The organism is Butyrivibrio fibrisolvens (assembly GCF_023206215.1).
GTDB lineage: Bacteria > Bacillota > Clostridia > Lachnospirales > Lachnospiraceae > Butyrivibrio > Butyrivibrio fibrisolvens_C.
Genome location: NZ_CP065800.1, coordinates 4,024,702 through 4,041,429 on the forward strand (window position 1 = coordinate 4,024,702; position 16,728 = coordinate 4,041,429).

Consider the following 16,728-nt stretch of genomic DNA (forward strand, 5'->3'; position numbering starts at 1 on the left):
AATCCTGGTACTACAGTACCCTCTATGATTTTCTTGTCACTTTAACGTCACTTCAAGAACAACAGGATTGTGGTCAGAACATACAAATCCAAGATCCTGGGTCTTGCAGGAATCTATCGCAATGTTTCCTGATACTATAAATCCGTCAATAATATAGTACTGGAAGCTGTCCTTATCGGCTCCAAGATATACTTTATCAAGGGACCTACATGTTGGCACGCTACTGTCTGTAATAAATGTAAAGTCATCGCCAAATTCTTCTACATCTATACTTCCAGGCTGCCATAAGCCATCATATACAGGATATGCACTAGTATCAGTATTGGAGAATACCTGATTGAAGTCACCACCAGCGATCACATAATTACCTGCATCAACTTCTGCCTGAAGGACCTGTCTTAGCATATTGGTCTGTGCCATCTTGCCTTCTCCGCTGTCATAAGCTTCAAGATGCAGATTCACAAGCACCAGTTCCTTATCAGTTCCCCCTACAGGTATTCTTGATACATTAAGGCATTTTTTGAAATTACAGGTACTAACCGGCCACTTAAATGGCACAGGAAGTGATAATCTTGTAGATGATGATACTTCGTATGCAGATAATGTCTGTATTCCAACCTTTACTCTTCCAATAGGCGGAATAGGATATGGAATAAATATTGCATCCATATTAAGAGCATATGAACTTACCTTATCATTATTACTTTCCTGAAAAAAAGATACCTCATCAATCTTATAAGATCTGTCAGCTACCTTATCTACTTCCTGCAAGAATACTATGTCAGGATCTATACTTTCTATCTCTACAGCCATCTGTTCAAGATTCTCTTGTACCCTGTCCTTATCAGCAGTATATATCATAGTACCGCCATCCATGAAGAAATCAGAATCATCTGAAAGTGCTCCATATCCGGTATTCCAAGTCAGAACAGTAAATGAATCTCCTGCAGATAAAGTCTTTTCTGCAGTTCCTATAAGTTCAATATCTTCCTTATCTTCCGGTCTATATTCAAAAACAGTCAAAACACCTATTCCGGCTGCTACTACAATGACAAATATCAAAACTATACTAAGCAGGGCTTTTATAATCTTTTTTGCAAAACTTTTATTCTTGTTATCTCCAGTCACCAATAGTCCTCCTTATCTACACAGTAAATGAGCCGGAAAAATATCTCCGGCTTTTTTTACATTTTATCATATATTCAACAATTAAACATAAGTACTATCATCAAAATCCAGAATCTGCAAAAATGACACTATAAATACATCCTTGCTTCCTTCATTCTCCATAAAATAGTCTTCTATACCTACTCTGTGAATCTCTCCATTCTCATCGAACTGCTTCGCTATGCGAAGGACTTTCTTCTTGCCGGCAGCATATGCATCAAGAAGACTCTTTCTATTAAAGGCATTCTCCACTTCTTCTCGAGATTCCGGAACTGTCTTATCAACGATCTGCTTAAGGCAATCATCATACGTTCCGGTTTCAGGTATTTCTGTACCAAGGAAATTGTCACGTCTCATCAGCGTATATGAATTCTTGCTGATATTAGCAAACTTCACAAGCTGGAATTTCTTGTACACAGACTCGATCATAACTCTGACCTGCTCGAATACTGCAGACTGGCTATCGAAAGGATCAATTGCTTCAATCTCAACAGGTGCTTCTTCGCGGCACATCCATAAGAATTCACTCTTTGGAACCGGCTTTGAAAAAAGAAATCCCTGTATATAATCGCAGTCGCAGGTATTTATATACTGCAGCTGTTCCTGAGTTTCTACGCCTTCAACCACTGTAAGAAGCTTAAGTCTGTGGGCAAAATAAAATACTGACTCCAAGGTGATCCTGCCTCTTTCTGTAAGGCAGTTATCATTCAGGAATGATCTGTCGATCTTAAGTACTCTTGCAGGAACATCTTTGACAAAAGAAAGGGAAGACATACCTGAACCAAAGTCATCAATAGAAACCATATATCCTGCTGCTTCTATTTTGCAAACCCATTCTACAACTTCTTTCTTGTCAGCTACAACGTCTGATTCTGTGATCTCTACGCCAAAAAAGTTCTTGTCTATGCCATAGGACTGGACAAGCTTATTTAATTTATCTACGAACTGATCATCCTTGGCATGTTCTCTGCCAAAATTGACACTTATTCGTATAGCTTTATCGCTAAGTTCTTTTATAGTCTTACAGGCATCCTCTGCGACAAACCAGTCTACAAGTGAAAGCTGTCCTGCTTCTTCAAGGACAGGTATAAACTCTCCCGGAAGAACCACTGTTCCATCTTTTTTGATCCATCTTACAAGTGCTTCAGCTCCGCCTATAACACCTTTCTTAGCATTGTACTGCGGCTGGTAATAAGCCTGCAGCTCACCTGTTTCCATAGCATCTACAATATCATTTAGCAGATATTTCTTTTCCATCATCAACCTCTAAAAATCACAACAATAATTTGTTGACGCGATTTTTGATTATAATATGATGATTATGATATGTCAATATTATTTTATCGCATTTACGTTTACCGTGATGTTTAAGGTTTAAATACAATATAATTAAGACACAAAACAAAGCCCATCAGATATATTTTTATATAGTTCGAGGGAGCAGATCCTGCATGATCTGCTCCCTCAATGTTAAATGCATTGCTATATGTCTTTGATCAAGAATAGATCTTATGTATAGTCTCAACCTTGATCATGTTAGTATGGCCTGATGTTCCTCCGATCTTACCACCTGTAAGGACTACATTATCTCCCATCTTAAGGTCAAGAATCTTGGTAGCCTGCTGCATAGCGTGGAAGAATAAAACATCAAGTGATTCAAACTCGTCGCAAAGCAGAGGATATACGCCCCATGAAAGTGCAAGCTTTCTAAATGCCTTAACAGATGTTGTCATGCCGATGATCTCGACAGGGCATCTGAAACGGCTGACCATACGGGCTGTAAGGCCGCTGATAGAGCTTACTACGATACACTTGGCATCAACGTCTATAGCCATAGAACATGTAGAATGGCTTATAGCATCAAGGTTATTTCTGATGCTGAAGTCCATGTTCTTGAATCTCTTGGTATAGTTGATGTGCTGTTCTGTATATTCTGCAACTTCTGACATTGTCCTAACAGCTTCTACAGGGTACTTACCTGCAGCTGACTCGCCTGAGAGCATGATAGCCGAAGCGCCGTCATATACCGCGTTAGCTACGTCAGATATCTCTGCTCTTGTAGGACGTACATTAGTTATCATAGACTCAAGCATCTCTGTTGCGATGATAACTCTCTTACCAAGGAGTCTGCACTTCTGAACGATCTCTTTCTGAACAGAAGGAACTTCCATGAATGGAATCTCAACACCAAGGTCACCACGAGCAACCATGATGCCATCTACTACTTCAGAGATCTCTTCTATATTCTCAACACCTGATCTGTTCTCGATCTTGGCGATGATGTCGATATCTCTTCCGCCGTTCTTATCAAGGAAGTCACGAAGATCCTGAGCATCCTGACGTGTTGATACAAATGATGCTGCTACATAGTCAATATCATGTTCTATACCAAAGAGAAGATCTGCCTTGTCCTGATCTGAGAGATAAGCCTGCTTGAGGACCTTACCAGGGAAGTTCATGCTCTTCTTATCTGATAATGTTCCACCTGCGATAACCTTGGTAATTACGTCGTTGCCTTTAACTTTTGTAACTTCGCAGATAACAAGACCATTATTAACAAGTATAGTATCGCCCTTCTTAAGATCCTGTGCAAAGCCCTTATAGCTTACAGATACCTTCTGATTATCACCTACTATGTCATCTACAGTAAAAGTAAACTCCTGGCCTTCTTCAAGTGTAGCCTTATGATCCTTGAAGACACCGATTCTATATTCAGGTCCCTTAGTATCAAGCATGATAGCGATAGGAAGTCCCATCTTATCACGAACCTTATTGATAACCTTGATCTTGCCAAGCTGCTCCTCATGATCACCATGGCTGAAGTTAAGTCTTGCAACGTTCATTCCGGCTTCACACATCTGTGTGAGAACTTCTTCTGATGAACTTGCAGGACCGATTGTGCATATGATTTTTGTTTTACGCATTAGCATTACTCCTTTTATTGCTTTTATATAAAATACTTCAAAAATTAACCCCTAATTAAAACTTCATTATTTGCTTTTTTATAGAGCTTCTTTAATAGAGCTTTCTTAATAGTGCTTTCTTAATAGTGCTTTTTTTATAACAATTCTTTTTATAAGACTTATTTTTTCAAAAAACTATAAAGCACTCTTCTGAGCCGCTTCAACAACGTGACTTACAAGTACTGCCGTTGTAACTGAGCCAACGCCTCCGGGAACAGGGGTAATTCCTGATACCACACCTTCGGCTTCATCAAGTTTTACATCACCTACAAGCTTTTGCTTTTCTTCGCTATAATTGATACCAACATCAATAACTGTCTGTCCTTCTTTGAAATACTCTCTTCCAAGCATTTCAGCTTTGCCAAGTGCCGCTACAACTATATCGGCATTTTGTGTTACATCTTCCATATTTTCTGTTCTGGAATGACATATAGTAACTGTTGCATTGGCGTTCATAAGGAGCATTGATACAGGCTTGCCTATAACAAGACTTCTTCCTACTACTGTAGCTTTTTTTCCTTTAGGATCTATACCATAGAACTTAAGGATCTCCATAACTGCCTGAGAGGTGCATGGAGCATATCCATCGCCCTGGCCGCTGTATATATAAGCCATAGAACCTTGTGTGATCCCGTCAACATCTTTAGAAGGAAGGATCGCATTGCAGGCAGCCTTCTCATCAAGAGTCTTGGGAAGTGGACGGAACATTAGTATACCATGAACATTGTCATCTTCATTGAGCTCTTTGATAGCTGTCATAAGTTCTTCCTGACTGCAGGTATCAGGTAGTATTTTATTAACTACTGCTACGCCGTTTTTCTCACATCTTTTGGTAGCACCGCGCTCATAAGACAGATCATCCTGCCTCTCACCAACTCTAAGGATTGCAAGAGTAGGTGTTATACCCTTGTCTCTAAGCATAGTAACCTTAATTTTGGTAGTTTCATCAAGTAAGTCTCCTACCGGCTTACCCTTTAATAGTTCTGCCATTTAACTCCTCCCTATATAGCTTTATTGTCTGAGTCTTCGATCTACATTCTCAAATACTATAGCAGCTCTTTGAGAATACTCTTTTAATATAGCATCAGCTTCGGATTCAAACTCTAAGGCTTTATCCTTGTCTGTTAAAGATCTTGTATTGATAAAAACGTTAAGACTTGCGCTTTTAAGCGCTGCTTCTGCAAGAGTAGCTCCGCATCCGACATCAGATATCATAATGACAGAACCTATCTTCTCCATACGCTCCAAAAGCTCTATAACCCTTTTGATCATGCGCATCATCTCCATTGGCGGAACCAGTGCATCAAGGGTAGCCTTTTGAAGCTTATCATTTCTATCAGGATCATCCTTCGGAATACTATAGGCTTTAGAAAGAGGTTCAAACATCTTGGCATCCTCTTCTACAAGGGCTAAAAGATCAGCTCTTATATCATCTGCTTCTTTTAATATAGCCTTAAGTTCATCTTCATACTGGGCATATTTCTTCTTGCCAACTGTAAAATTACCGGCCATAGAACAAAGCGCCATAGAAAGAGCACCTACCAGCGCTGCAGCTCCGCCTCCTCCGGGAACCGATACCTTATCAGACAGCTGCCTTGCAAATTCGTTGCAGCTGTAATCTGTAATCCTGCTATCCATATACAAGTCCTCCCCAATATATTCATAGACCAAATACTATACCCAGGCTTCTTTGGGTCCAATCTATATGATCATAATGAAACGTTTTAACTTGCCTGAATAATAATAGCATAAAATACCATGATTGAGATAATATATCTTAATTTAAATATGATAAACTACAAGTGACAGGTAAATTAAGTCTTTACCTGTCATTTGCTAACGAAGATCCTAAACTTAAGATAATAAACACAAAGTATAAAGAAATCTATGGGGGAATATAAATGGATAAACTTCTTTTGATTCTGAATATAATAGGGACAGTCGCCTTCGCTGTATCCGGTGCTATGACTGCCATAAGGAAGGAAATGGACCTTTTGGGAGTAACTATTGTAGGCGCAGTAACAGCTGTAGGAGGAGGTATCATGCGTGATATCATCATTGGCAAGATCCCGCCCGACGCTTTTACTGATCCTTCTTATGTTCTGATTGCTTTTATTACAGCTATTGTTGTATTTGCATATGTGTATTTCAGAGCATCCGGATTTGAAAAGATATCAGGGGCAGCTTTTCAGAAGATAGTTCTTCTTGCTGATACTGTAGGTCTTGCTGCATTCTCTGTACTGGGCGTAGAAGTTGCTTTTAAGGCAGGTGATGGGCCAAAGCTCTTTTTGACAGTATTCCTTGGTACTATAACCGGTGTAGGTGGCGGCATCATCAGAGATCTTCTTGTTGGCGATAAGCCATATATCTTATGTAAACATATATATGCCTGTGCTTCTATTGCAGGTGCACTTATCTGCGCACTGTTATGGGATTTCTCAGGGCAGGAAGCCGCAACGCTCATAGGCACTGCGACTGTTATAATCATAAGGCTTCTTGCAATCCACTATCAGTGGAATCTGCCACGTATCAGGCACCGTGACATTTCTTGAACTTTCTGCCACTACCACAGGGGCAGGTGTCATTGCCCCTTATTTTAAGCCATTTGGATCGTTCATCTCTAAGATCATCTGCTTCATCAGGATATTCTGCTATAAGATTCTTGTAATATGTATCTATAAGGCTTTCCTGAAGTGTTGATATACTGCTATATGTCCTTATGCCTTCTGCATCCGCAATCTTTTGAGATATCCTTAAGATATCTTCCATAAGCTTTTTTTCATAACTTCCGGGTCTGTCTTTGATAAGCTGTATCTCTTTTTCCACAACTTTATATAGATACTGATACTCATCTTCCAGTATTTTTAGGCTATCCGGATTTCTAAATATATATCTTCCAAGAAAAAAGCGCTTGATAAATGCGTCTCTTTTTAGATTCAAAAGCTCATCTTCAAGAACATCCTCAGGCAGATCCAGATAAAATTCTTCTACTATATCAGGGAGTAACTTTTTGATAAAAGCATCTCCTCTGTCATCCTCAGAAAAAACATAGGATTCATTGGATGCCCATCCGCTGTCAAGGACATTCCTCATAGCATCTGTTCTAAGATAATAATCTTCTTCAAGGAAAGACAAAAGTCTTTTAAAAGCTTCCCTGAACCATGGGAGATTCTGATAAAAGCTTAGTGATCTTATAGTCTCTATCACCATGTTTTCAGTATCTTCATCCATGTATATTTCATTGAGATCTTTGCATACTTTCTCTATATCAGATATACAATCACTTTTTTTCTCATCATTTATATCCTTATATATCTTTCGTATATCTTCCTGCAGCTTTTTGATCCCGCTTTCATCTTCTTTGCCAAAATGCCTTCTTATCTCGCTTGCAAAGCTCATACTATTCCTCCGTGACCGGCGCCATTAGGCTGTTTCTTGGTTGCAAAACAATCTTTTCAATTCTAGAATGTATATAAATCTTTATATTTTGGGAGGCGTCTTTGAATTATTCCACTTACTCTGATCAAAACAAACTAAATTATAAGTGCTTATCAGGCTCATTCCTAAAGATATGCGCCATAGTGATAATGCTGATAGACCATCTTGCGGCAGGTCTCGTACTTCCTTCCATCATCTCAGGTGATATGTACGACTTTCTAAGCCGTTTTGGTATCGATGTTACACTTGATCTTGAGATACAGATTTATGTCTTTCTAAGAGGTGTGGGCAGACAGGCTTTTCCGATATTCTGCTATCTATTGGTAGAAGGCTTCATGCATACCCATAGTAAAGCCAGATATTCTATCACACTTGCAGCCTTTGCTCTTATATCAGAGATTCCTTTTGATCTTGGACTTATAACTTATAAAGCCTATGATACTTTGAATCTTAATAATATCTATACAGAGTACGAAACACAGATCTGGGAATCTCAGAATGTATACTTCACTCTGGCTCTAGGTGTTATAGCAATGTGGGCTGCTGACAGTATCTTAAAGAAGTTAAAAGGCATCAATATAGTCCTTGCCTATGCCGCTTCTACAATACCTTTCGGACTTGCAGCATGGCTAGCATATTATATGAAAACCGACTACAATGCCTGCGGCATAGCAGTTATAGCCATACTTTACTACTTCCACAGTATATGCATATTGGCAACACTTCTTGCCTATATTTTCCTTACGTTTACTATGTCAACGCCAATAAACGGAGGCATGGAAGAATGGTCACTTCCCGCCTTTATGATCATCAATCTGTATAATGGTCAGAGGGGATTTATAAAGAAAAACTTTAAATACTTTTTCTATATTTTCTATCCCGCACATTTACTACTTATTTTCTTCTTAAGGTACTTTCTGCTTCATTAAAAAATCTTATGAACGTGTCAGAACATTATCTGGCACGTTCATCTAAGTTTTGGATCAAGTTTTGGATCACCTGCGCCACGTCTTCCTGTAAAAGAGGATCAGAACAGGCATAAGTTCAAGTCTTCCTGCAAGCATATCGAAAATAAGAACCACCTTGGAAGCCCATGAGAATTCAGAAAAGCTTCCGGTAGGGCCTACCATGTTAAGACCAGGGCCTACGTTGTTGAGAGTAGCTGCAACTGCCGTAAGGTTAGTTTCAAAGTCAAATACTTCAAGGTCTATAACGTTGAAAGATTCGAAGAATGCAATAAGCAAAAATGAAGTCAAAAAGGTAATAGTATATATAGCAAGATAAGCATTGGTGCCCTTGACAGTTGTATCTTCCACAACATGATCATCCATATATACTCTTTGTACGCTCTTGGGATGGATAGTCTTAATGACTTCATTCTTGGCATTTCTTATAAGTATTATGATCCTGGAGAACTTAAAACCACCACCTGTAGATCCTGCGCACGCTCCTATACAGGTAAGGAGGAACAGCATAGTTCTTGAAAACTGCGGCCATACATTATAGTCCAGAGTCGCAAATCCTGTAGTTGTCATAATAGATGCAACTGTAAAGAGCGAATGATGAAAAGCCTCGCCAAAAGAGCCAATTACACCATTCCTTACAACGTTCCAGGCAATAAGAACGGATGCTCCAAACATTACGATAAAATACCAGCGCATCTCATCTATATGCCACGCTTCTTTGAACTTCTTAGTAAGAAGGAAATAATATACACTGAAATTAACACCGCAAAGTGCCATAAATACTATGATCACAGTCTGAGTCGCATAGGAATATTCCAAAATACTACTTCCAAGAAGACCAAATCCACCGGTTCCTACTGTAGAGAAAGTAAGCGTCATAGACTCATATACAGAAAGTCCTGTTATCTTAAGACATATCATCTCAGTAAGTGTGATCGCAATATATATACTGTACAGGATCTTGGCTGTATCCTTGACTTTGGGCGCATACTTACCGACTGAAGGTCCCGGGCTTTCTGCTTTCATAAGGTGCATAGAATATCCGCCTGCCATAGGAAGTATAGCCAGCATGAATACCAAAATTCCCATACCTCCTACCCAGTGAGTGAAACATCTCCAGAACTGAACTCCCTTATGCATATCTGTAAGAGAGTTGACATCAGTCATGATCGTAGCACCTGTTGTAGTAAATCCTGATACAGTCTCAAATACAGCATCCAGATAATTGGGAATAGTTCCTGTTACTGTAAAAGGAACTGCTCCTATAAGTGAAAGTATGATCCATGCAAGAGCTGTAATAACAAAGCCTTCTCTTGCATAGAACGTTCTGTTGACAGGTTTTCTAAGATAACCGAACACAAAGCCAAATGAAAAACACAAAAGTGCTATCACGGCAAAAATAAGAGCATCCTTCCATTCACCGTAAAAAAGGCACACAAGTGTTGGAACAGCAAGCAGCGCTGCCATAAATTCTACCAGCATACATAAAATGTATCTTATAACAGAAAAGTTCATGATTGTGGCACCTATATCAAGGTGCGTCCTCCTCGTTCATAACATAAGTAATCAAATATAATTGAAACTATTATGCAAAAAATCCATCATCTGTCCGCAAGAATATCTTCTATCTCATCAAATCCGGTGCATGTTGTAATGATGATCACTGAATCACCCTCCTGGATCTGGCTCTGACCGGTAGGAAGTGTTATTTCACCATGATGATTGATACATGCAATAAGTGTACCCTTCTTAAGAGGAAGCTCTTGGAGAGGTATTCCTATAACAGGACTGCCTGCAGGAATGATGAACTCCAGTGCTTCTACTTTATCATCATCCATCTTGTAGAGAGACTCCAGCTGCTGAGATCCCATTGAGTTGGTCATGCCTCTTACATACTGAACGATCTTGTCAGCAGTAATGTTTCTTGGGTTTAATACGCTTCCAACGTCAAGAGTTCCTATAAGCTCGTTGTATCCTGCTCTGTGAACTCTTATGATACGCTTAGCCTTAGAAACAGTCGCTGTGTACAAAGAGAGCATTATATTCTCTTCATCAACACCGGTGAGAACTACAAATGACTCTGCACCTACAAGACCCTCTTCCAAAAGCTCGGCTCTATCTGTACCATCTGCATGGATTATCAGAGCTTCGGGAAGGAGAGATGCAAGTTCATCACATCTATCTGCATTTGATTCAAATATCTTAACGTCAATGCCAAATGTAATAAGCTGCTGAGCAAGATAGTAACAGGTCTGGCCACCGCCTACTATGATAGTGGATTTGACTCCTGCTGTAGGCATATTGTTCTTTTTAAAGAATGCAAGCATCTTCCTAGGGGTTCCTATTACGGATATCTCATCCTTGGCTCTTATGACAAAAGATCCGTTTGGAATAAATACTTCATCTCCTCTTCTTACTATACCAATAAGAACAGGAAGCTTAAGTTCCTGAGCAATATCCTTGACAGACTTGTCACAAAGCTTGGAATCATCGGAAACAGTAAGTCTTATAAGCTCTGCCCTTCCTTTCGCAAAGGTATCTATCTTATTGGCGGATGGGAATTTCAAAAGTCTTGCTGCTTCATTGGCACAGGCTTCTTCAGGATTTATGACCATAGAAAGACCAAGTTCTTCTTTGATAAAATCGATCTCACGTGAATATACAGGATTACGTACTCTGGCTATAGTGTGGCAATGTCCTGTCTTCCTTGCGATGAGGCAGCATAAAAGGTTGATCTCATCAGAGTCTGTAACAGCGATCATAAGATCTGCAGATTCAATACCTGCATCCTTTAAGATAGAATAGCTGGCACCATTGCCAACGATTCCCATTACATCATAATTATTGACAACATTCTGTATTACATCGCTGTCTTCTTCTATTACAGTTATATTGTGGTTTTCTTTACTAAGCTGCTCGATAAGTGAACGTCCTACATTACCACATCCTACAATTACTATCTGCATCTTTTAACAATGCTCCCTTTTATCCATTCTTGATATTCAAGCACAGTGTTTAGCGTTTTTTTATATTTATTTATTCTTGTATCATTGTATTTTATACATATGAATTATAGAATTTGTTATAGAAAAAAGTATTAAACAACTGCTTTTTTATTGGTACTTAATGATTTTTCCTATATTTCTTATACAAAAGAAAAACTGATATTTTAAGTCCATACGTCATTATAGTACCACAGGGGTTTGTCTGCAAATATCAGAAAGGTGATTAATATAAATGCGATTTAGGGATTATCTTATTAAATTCAACAATTTCATGTATACCCATATGCAGGGAAGATACATAACATATGGCTACGATGCCCTTTCCAAATTTTTGTTTGGAATTACTCTGATACTCATATTCGTAAATATAATAGCTTCAAGCGGAATTATAAGTCTTATTACTCTTTTCCTCATCATATATTGTTATTATCGGCTTCTTTCCAAGAAAATACCTGAAAGGTATAAAGAGAATGAGCAGTATATCAGTATCAGGAACAAGGTAGTAGGTTTTTTCAAGAACTTCAGATACAATGCTGATCAGGCAAGACACTATCACATCTACAAGTGTCCAGGTTGCGGTCAGAAGATACGTATCCCACGCGGCAAGGGCAACATAATGGTAAGATGTCCAAAATGTAATACTGAATTCAAGAAAAGGGCATAATCCCGGAAAGATCATCTATGTTCGGTTATATTACCATAAACAAACCCGAGATCAAGTTTAAAGAGTTTGATATATATCATGCTTACTATTGCGGATTCTGCCGTATACTCAAAAAAGAGTACGGCTTGTCCGGTCAGGCTACGCTTACTTATGACCTTACTTTTCTTATCATGCTCTTGTCAGGTTTATATGAGCCGGAAGAAAAGATCGGTCAGACACACTGCATAGTTCATCCTATAGTCAAGCAATCAACAAGGATCAACAAGTTCTCCACATATGCTGCTGATATGAATGTCCTCCTTGCCTACTACAAATGCAGAGATGACTGGGAGGATGAGCACAAAGTATCCAAGCTTCTATACTCAAAACTCCTTCTAAGTGCCGTTCATAAAGCCGAACAAAGGTATCCACAGAAAGCCTCTTTTATCAAAGAAGGACTTCGCCGCATCAATGAATGCGAAGAATCAGGCGAACAGAATGTCGATAAGATCTCCGGATTATTTGGTGAGATATTCGCCGAGATTTTCTGCTATGAAGAGGACGACTGGGCTTCTGCTCTCAGAAAAATAGGCTTTTTCCTGGGAAAGTTCATATACATATTAGATGCCTGCGATGACATAGAGAAGGATATGGAAAAAGGAACTTACAATCCTTTCAAAGAAATGTGGCAAAAAGATCCTGAGAATTTCGATACATTCTGCTCTGAGCTTCTGACTATGATGATCTCGGAGTGCTGTAAAGCTTTTGAAATGCTACCTATAATTGAGAATGTTACTATACTTCGTAATATTCTGTACTCAGGTGTCTGGGTCAAATACGAAGTAATTCATGGAACCAGAATCAAAAAGCTTTCAAAAAACAGCTGATTATGCTACTTTTATATGCGTATAAAAAACTATCAGGAGAATACTAAGAATAATGTCAGATCCTTATAAGGTGTTGGGAATAACAAGAGATGCCAGTGATGATGAGGTCAAAAAAGCCTACAGAAACATGTCCAGAAAATATCATCCCGATGCCAATATAAATAATCCCAATAAAGACAAAGCCGAGGAAATGTTCAAGCTTGTACAACAGGCTTACCAGCAGATCATGAAAGAAAGATCCGGAGATTATTCAAGTTCCGATCCATCCGGAAGATACGGATCAGGATACGGCGGATTTGGTGGTTTTGGAGATTTTAGCGACTTTGGATTTGGTGGTTTTAACAATCAGAGAGCTGCCGGTGAAGATGATGAAGATGCTATCCACCTTCGAGCAGCAGTCAATTATATACAAGGCCGTCATTTTAGAGAAGCTCTAAATGTACTTGATACTATAAGAAACAGATCTGCAATGTGGTACTACTACAGTGCAGTTGCCAATAACGGTGTGGGTAACAATGCTACTGCCCTGCAGCATGCCCAGACAGCTCTTAATATGGAGCCCGGTAATCGCAATTATCAGGAACTTGTACAGATCTTAAGTTCAGGCGGTAGCTGGTATATGCAAAAGAGTTCTTCCTATGGTTATCCATTTGGAGGAAGCGTTGACTGTTCAAGGCTTTGCATGACCATGATACTTTGTAATGTATGCTGCGGAGGAGGCGGTTGCTTCGTCCCGTTTTTCTGCATCTGATACTAGTGTACTGACTTGTTCATGTTTGATCAAAAGCGAACGAATCAGTACATTAGTCTTTGGTCAAATTACAAAAGATAAGGCATTATATAGTTGATCAAAGAAATATACGGTAATTACTGTGACATGATATAGAAGAGGTGATCTTAAATGCTTAAATATCTTGTCGCTTATGCAAGCGAAACCGGCAATACTCAGAAAATTGCCGAGGAAATATATAAAGCCATACCGGATACCCGCAAAGAGATGATCAATGTACGCTCTTTTGTAGGTCTTCATGAAGCTGAGAATTATTTTATCGGATACTGGGCCAATTGCGGAACCTGTTCCATGGAGATAATAGATCTTCTGTCCTCGCTTCATGGCAAAAACGTCGCTATATTCGGAACATGTGGTCTTGGCAATACAGATGCTTACTACAAGAAGCTTGAACTTGCAGCTACCACCTGGCTTCCAAGCGATAACAGAGTTCTAGGATCATATTTTTGTCAGGGGCGAATGCCTGTTGAATTCAGACAAAAATATGAAGCCTGCCGTGGCAGATGTTCTGATGAGCAGCTTCAGATAGTGATAGATGCTTATGATAAGGCAAAAGCACATCCAGACAGACAGGATCTATTAAAAGCCAACGTATTCACATGTGAGATGATCAAAAAAATAAAATCATTTTAAAAAAGACAATGCTTATAAATAGATGTAAGCATTGTCTTTTTGTATTGTTCTATATTTCGAACACAGCTACTCCGTACCCCGGAAGTTTATATGCCCCTTTTGCGCTTTGACCATTAAGGACATCTACCATATCCTGCTTTAGTTCAATAGTAGCATCTGACTTGTCAAAATTAAGAACAAAGAGCCAGTTCCATGCACCGTCAGTTCTGACTGCCAGCTCGCATTCCTGTGGAACATCTATGAATTCTTCAAAGGGACTGCTTACACCTAACATTTTAAAAAGTCCCATTGCTGCCTCTTCTGAGAATGTGCTTCCAAATGAGTAAACACGACCATTGCCATATATATTCTTAATAAGCGCCGGCTCATCCTTTATATATGTACTGTCATATACACCTTTAATCTGCGCTGTATCGGATGTAACCATAAACTGATCAAAGAAGCACTTGGCAGGAATCCTGTATTTCTGGGGACTGTCACCTTGTTTGACAACATATATATTCTCTTCATCCGGAGCTTCAGGTGTAAACTCTGTAACGATACATCCTGTCATCTCCTTAAACACTCCGGGGAGATCGTCCATAGTCACATGACCTTCCTTGGTCTTGAGTCCTGCCCTGCAGCCAAGAAGGAGTTTTCCACCATTTCGAACATATTCTTTTAGTATACCTGCTTCTTTGTCATCAACAACTACGGCATGAGGGAATATAAGCAGTTCATACTTCTCAAGACTCTCTGCAGAAGTATCCGGTTCCAGATAGATATAGTCTATAGGTGTATGAGTCCTTGCAGCTGCAGCATATATGCCATTTTGGCTTATATCTTCAAGCATACTATGCCACTTGTCACACTGCGCATCCCACTGATTATCCCAGGTCCTGACAACAGCAACCTTAGCAACATATCTGCTTCCACATATTCTTGAAAGCTTCTTAACATCCTCGCAGACATGCTTTACCTCCCTGATCCTGCGATTGTCCCTGTTTGAATAATCCAGTATTCCATGCCAATATATCTCTGTTCCTATAGTAGATGTCCTCCATCTAAAATATGAAACAAACTCCGCACCATGTGCAATAGACTGCATGGTCCACAGTCTTATCTGACCTGGTCTTGGACATGGCATTATCATTCTGGTAGTCCATCCGCCGGCTCCCGACTGCTGTTCCATTATTCCAAAAGGCTGTGAGATGCTTCTTACTTCAGTAAGATTCTTACTCCACATACGATCAAGGATATCTCTTGAGCTTCTTTTCTCATAATATTCATCATATGCAAAATCAGGATATGAATCATAAGTATAAAAATCAAGTGACTCCTTGTTCATCGCATGATTATCAAGGTTGAACATTCCATTGGTAGTGATAAAATCTCCTTCTTTTAAATACTTGCGGATAATATCACTTTGAAGCTTAATATAGCTTCTTGCAGTATCTGATACGAACCTTCTGTAATCAAGGTTCTGGTGCGGGTTACCTACATTGTGGTTGGTCTGACGTGGGATATGTACTTCAGAAAAAGAAGAATATGTCTGATTCCAGAATCTGGTGCCCCATGCAGCATTGAGAGATTCAAGATTTTCATACTTATTCTGTACCCAGCTTCTGAATGCAGCATCATCACTTTCAGAGTAGAATTCATCGGTTTCGCAGTTAATCTCATTATCAATCTGCCATCCGATGATCGCAGGATGGGAAGCAAAGTGAGAGGCAAGATGCTCTGTTATGAGGGCGGTCTTTTGTCTGTATATTATGCTGCTGTGATTAACATGACATCTCTCACCATGATAGACAAGACTTCCGTCTCTCTTTGCATTCAGTACTTCAGGATATTTCTCAGTCAGCCATGCAGGAGGTGTTGCTGTAGGAGTACAGAATATGACCTTCATATTCGTGCGGCTGCACAGATCAAGGAACTCATCCCAGAAATCATCAACATAAGTTCCTTCTACCGGTTCTGTAAGATTCCATGAGAACTCTCCTACTCTTATAACTTCAATACCTGTTTTCTTCATCCTAAAAAGGTCATCTTCCCACATTTCTTTTGGCCAGTGTTCAGGATAATAGCAGGTTCCAATCGTAATCTTCTTTCCATCAAGTAATGAATTCATATGTCTCCCCTTTGTAATAAACGGCATTTAGAATATACGACTAAGTTACTTATCAGTGTACTGACTCATTCATATTTGATCAAATATAAACAAACCAGCGCACCAGGTTAAAATAATTTTACATCCA

At 39.3% G+C, this 16,728-nt stretch carries 15 protein-coding genes; 6 read left to right on the forward strand and 9 right to left on the reverse strand.

The annotated features are described in order from the left end of the window. Positions 1 to 36: 36 nt before the first annotated feature. The 5 genes from I7804_RS16885 to I7804_RS16905 form a co-directional block, all read right to left on the reverse strand. Positions 37 to 1,128: an endonuclease/exonuclease/phosphatase family protein gene (locus I7804_RS16885; RefSeq protein ID WP_248404261.1), complete on the reverse strand. Its 1,092-nt coding sequence runs from the start codon at positions 1,126 to 1,128 to the stop codon at positions 37 to 39. 81 nt (positions 1,129 to 1,209) lie between these two features. Continuing rightward, the gene (locus I7804_RS16890) at positions 1,210 to 2,424 is read right to left on the reverse strand and encodes an EAL domain-containing protein (RefSeq protein WP_248404262.1); all 1,215 of its coding nucleotides are present in this window, start codon (positions 2,422 to 2,424) and stop codon (positions 1,210 to 1,212) included. Between the two features lie 239 nt (positions 2,425 to 2,663). Next, a complete protein-coding gene (gene pyk, locus I7804_RS16895; RefSeq protein WP_022755479.1) occupies positions 2,664 to 4,091 on the reverse strand; it encodes a pyruvate kinase in 1,428 nt (475 codons plus the stop codon). 174 nt (positions 4,092 to 4,265) lie between these two features. Next, complete coding sequence (locus I7804_RS16900; protein WP_248404263.1) at positions 4,266 to 5,120, reverse strand: bifunctional 5,10-methylenetetrahydrofolate dehydrogenase/5,10-methenyltetrahydrofolate cyclohydrolase; 855 nt, start codon at positions 5,118 to 5,120, stop codon at positions 4,266 to 4,268. 21 nt (positions 5,121 to 5,141) lie between these two features. Further along, on the reverse strand, positions 5,142 to 5,768 hold the full coding sequence (locus I7804_RS16905; RefSeq protein WP_248404264.1) for a cyclodeaminase/cyclohydrolase family protein: 627 nt from the start codon (positions 5,766 to 5,768) through the stop codon (positions 5,142 to 5,144). Positions 5,769 to 6,031: 263 nt separating this feature from the next. Between I7804_RS16905 and I7804_RS16910 the strand changes: the two genes are divergently transcribed. Continuing rightward, the gene (locus I7804_RS16910; RefSeq protein WP_248404265.1) at positions 6,032 to 6,682 is read left to right on the forward strand and encodes a trimeric intracellular cation channel family protein; all 651 of its coding nucleotides are present in this window, start codon (positions 6,032 to 6,034) and stop codon (positions 6,680 to 6,682) included. On the opposite strand, the gene I7804_RS16915 is transcribed toward I7804_RS16910, so the two are convergent. Then, positions 6,660 to 7,529 carry an SEC-C metal-binding domain-containing protein gene (locus I7804_RS16915; protein WP_248404266.1) on the reverse strand — a complete coding sequence of 290 codons (870 nt, stop codon included), beginning with the start codon at positions 7,527 to 7,529 and terminating at the stop codon, positions 6,660 to 6,662. The genes I7804_RS16910 and I7804_RS16915 overlap by 23 nt on opposite strands. Before the next feature lie 101 nt (positions 7,530 to 7,630). On the opposite strand from I7804_RS16915, the gene I7804_RS16920 reads away from it, so the two are divergent. After that, positions 7,631 to 8,497 carry a TraX family protein gene (locus I7804_RS16920; protein WP_248404267.1) on the forward strand — a complete coding sequence of 289 codons (867 nt, stop codon included), beginning with the start codon at positions 7,631 to 7,633 and terminating at the stop codon, positions 8,495 to 8,497. A gap of 66 nt (positions 8,498 to 8,563) precedes the next feature. Here the strand turns inward: I7804_RS16920 and I7804_RS16925 are convergent, their stop codons facing one another. Both I7804_RS16925 and trkA read right to left on the reverse strand, forming a co-directional pair. Continuing rightward, positions 8,564 to 10,015, reverse strand: coding sequence for a TrkH family potassium uptake protein (locus I7804_RS16925; RefSeq protein ID WP_330410445.1), 1,452 nt, complete (start codon positions 10,013 to 10,015; stop codon positions 8,564 to 8,566). 119 nt (positions 10,016 to 10,134) lie between these two features. Beyond that, the gene (gene trkA, locus I7804_RS16930) at positions 10,135 to 11,499 is read right to left on the reverse strand and encodes a Trk system potassium transporter TrkA (RefSeq protein ID WP_022755472.1); all 1,365 of its coding nucleotides are present in this window, start codon (positions 11,497 to 11,499) and stop codon (positions 10,135 to 10,137) included. A gap of 271 nt (positions 11,500 to 11,770) precedes the next feature. On the opposite strand from trkA, the gene I7804_RS16935 reads away from it, so the two are divergent. The 4 genes from I7804_RS16935 (at position 11,771) to I7804_RS16950 (ending at position 14,491) form a co-directional block, all read left to right on the forward strand. After that, positions 11,771 to 12,202, forward strand: coding sequence for a Zn-finger containing protein (locus I7804_RS16935; protein ID WP_022755471.1), 432 nt, complete (start codon positions 11,771 to 11,773; stop codon positions 12,200 to 12,202). Positions 12,203 to 12,219: 17 nt separating this feature from the next. Beyond that, the gene (locus I7804_RS16940) at positions 12,220 to 13,068 is read left to right on the forward strand and encodes a DUF5685 family protein (protein WP_022756973.1); all 849 of its coding nucleotides are present in this window, start codon (positions 12,220 to 12,222) and stop codon (positions 13,066 to 13,068) included. Between the two features lie 52 nt (positions 13,069 to 13,120). After that, positions 13,121 to 13,819: a J domain-containing protein gene (locus I7804_RS16945; protein ID WP_248404268.1), complete on the forward strand. Its 699-nt coding sequence runs from the start codon at positions 13,121 to 13,123 to the stop codon at positions 13,817 to 13,819. A 150-nt stretch (positions 13,820 to 13,969) separates the two neighbouring features. Continuing rightward, on the forward strand, positions 13,970 to 14,491 hold the full coding sequence (locus I7804_RS16950) for a flavodoxin family protein (protein ID WP_022755468.1): 522 nt from the start codon (positions 13,970 to 13,972) through the stop codon (positions 14,489 to 14,491). Positions 14,492 to 14,540: 49 nt separating this feature from the next. On the opposite strand, the gene I7804_RS16955 is transcribed toward I7804_RS16950, so the two are convergent. After that, positions 14,541 to 16,601, reverse strand: a complete 2,061-nt coding sequence (locus I7804_RS16955) for a beta-galactosidase (protein WP_248404269.1) — start codon at positions 16,599 to 16,601, stop codon at positions 14,541 to 14,543. Between the last annotated feature and the right edge of the window lie 127 nt (positions 16,602 to 16,728).